The sequence below is a fragment of the Bradyrhizobium sp. UFLA05-125 genome (genome assembly GCF_059803515.1).
In genome coordinates this window covers 1-743 of the sequence record NZ_JBANBJ010000185.1, presented here as the reverse complement: position 1 = coordinate 743, position 743 = coordinate 1, and the positions used below count along the sequence as shown (strand labels likewise).

Annotated in this window: 1 pseudogene; it reads right to left on the bottom strand. The window is 64.9% G+C overall.

Going from position 1 to position 743, the window contains the following annotated elements:
* Positions 1 to 743: pseudogene (locus SO156_RS45865) on the bottom strand (5-methyltetrahydropteroyltriglutamate--homocysteine S-methyltransferase); the annotation flags it as partial.

Here is a 743-nt window from a genome sequence, read left to right as displayed (position 1 = left end):
TACTGCACCATGTCGTTGCGCTCGAACTCGCCATGGACCAGCACGTCGAGCCCGATCTCCTCTTGCCACCGTACGGTACGGGCCGTCTCCTCCTTGAGGAACTGCTCATACTGCGCGTCGGTCAGCTTGCCCTTGGCATGGGCCGCGCGGGCGTTGCGAACGTCGGTGGTTTGCGGGAACGAGCCGATCGTCGTCGTCGGGAAAGCCGGCAGGTCGAAACGTTTGCGCTGGATTTCCGCGCGATTTGCGAAGACGCTGGTGCGACGGCGCATGGCATCGTCGATCGCGGCCATACGCTTGGCAACCGCAGCATCATGAATTTTCGGGGAGGTCTGGCGGGCCTTCGCGGCCTTGTCTGAGACGGTGAGGGCGTCTGCCACGCTCACGTCGCCTGCCAGTGCCCTCGCCAGCGTGGAGAGCTCGGCGATCTTCTGCACGGAGAAGGCCAGCCAGCTCTTCACGTCCGGATCGAGACCGGTCTCGAGTTCGAGATCGATCGGCGTATGCAGCAGTGAGCATGAGGGCGCGATCTGCACGTGATCATTGCCGAGCTTGCCGATGGCAGGCTTGTACCGCTCGACCAGTGCCGACAGGCTGGAGCGCCAGACGTTGCGGCCGTCGATGACGCCGAGCGAAATCACGAGATCGGCGCGGGCAGCGGATTCGATCTGGCTCAGCTGCTGTGGAGCGCGGACGAGATCGACGTGCAGGCCGGCGACCGGGAGCGACAGGGCGGTCGCGAG